The following is a 1,510-nucleotide window of genomic DNA, read 5'->3' on the forward strand; positions in this document are numbered from 1 at the left end:
GGAGTACCAATGTCAACTAAAAGCGAAAACATTGATTGGGCAACACGTCCAGGGGTTAAATTGATATTAGCAGATTGCCAAGGAAGTCTATTCTCGATTACTAAATCTCTGGCCAGCCACAGTTGCCAACTCATCAACGGCATTAAATCACTCCAACGCTCGGATTGTTCAGGGGTTCTCAAATTAGGCAATGTCCAATGCAATCTTTGCTTGGCAAACCTATACCAATGATCGACTCCAAAACGTCGTAAATATTTGAACCAGACTATTTCCAAAGGTAGAGTTCGTTCTCCAACCCAAGCCAACCATAAGGGTGGAAACGGCTGACCATTTGACATGGGCTTCATTCTTTCCACCAGGATTAAATTGACTTTTTGTCCAGGGGCGCGATAAAAATGCAAGTCAATCCATTGTTTGACTCGGACTTTTCCCAAATCTGGATGTTCATCAATTTCAATCTCTGTATTCGCTTGAAGCCATGTGGTTGGGTCATTGAGTCTCATTTTTTGACCATGTTTGGGTGGTCTACCGCGACCACTATATGCTGGTGGTGCTGACCATAAGCAGGCATTTTTTCGGACTCTCATTAAGCAATCAGCAGGGATGTCCGCTTCTGTTAGTGCCAGTACCCAGCTTGCATTCCCATATTCTCGATCTAAAACTGCTAAAACTGGATTGACACTCTGTTCACAGACAAGTTTAAGTTGGGAAGCTGCTTGAAGTATGGGTGAAGATCCGCTACTAATTCTTTCATGGAGCAGGGGTAATGCCCAACTTCCTTTTTCTTCAGGTATCCACGCAATGGTACTGTACCCCTGCCCCACAATTACACCTCTTTGATATTCATGGGTTCTATCTTGTAACGTTTTGGCATCTGCTCTCTCCCATGCAGTGTGGTCGATTGCTACTAATATATGTTCCGTTGGGGCTGCTTCTTTCTGTAATTGCTCTAGATACAGCAGCATCAGTTTTTTTCGGTCTGAAATCGTATGCTGCTTGACGAAAGTCCTTTAATCGTTCACTGTTCATTTAAGGAGTGGATAGGTTTTCTTTTTCACCCTCATTCTCTCCTGGTGCGGTGGCTTTAGTTCTTCTTTTGCCACCGTTCTCATCTTTGGTTAGTCTAAACTACAGCTATAATTTTTTCAGTATGCTCTCTTGCTTGATTTAATAGTCCTAAGTCGGTCGGATATTTAAGGTCGGCTGGCGCACAGGTTGCATCTAATATTAATTTTCCTTGATTTTTGGGCTCACTTATTTCTGATGACTCTTTTTCGACGATAACTCCTGGCACTTCGGTCTGCTCTTTGACCATTTTTTCGTTAATTTTATTTCCTCGGGTTGACTCCTATTCTCTCCCTAAAATGAACAAACATGGATGAATCAAATGGTGCAGCATCACTATAGGTTGTCATGCCTATAAAGTATTGTAGGTATGGGTTTTCTCTTATTTGTTCTAGCGTTTCTTTGTCGCTGGTTCCTAGCCTTTCTTTAATTATTAATGCCCCCA

At 42.3% G+C, this 1,510-nt stretch carries 1 protein-coding gene and 1 pseudogene; both read right to left on the bottom strand.

The features are described 5' to 3' along the window. Positions 1–965: transposase (locus tag JGK16_RS32585; protein WP_293203599.1), on the bottom strand; the 965-nt coding region annotated here is incomplete at its 3' end. A 170-nt stretch (positions 966–1,135) separates the two neighbouring features. Beyond that, positions 1,136–1,510, bottom strand: a pseudogene (locus JGK16_RS32590) (transposase); the annotation flags it as partial.

Source organism: Microcoleus sp. PH2017_09_SFU_O_A, assembly GCF_020738625.1.
Classification (GTDB): domain Bacteria; phylum Cyanobacteriota; class Cyanobacteriia; order Cyanobacteriales; family Microcoleaceae; genus Microcoleus.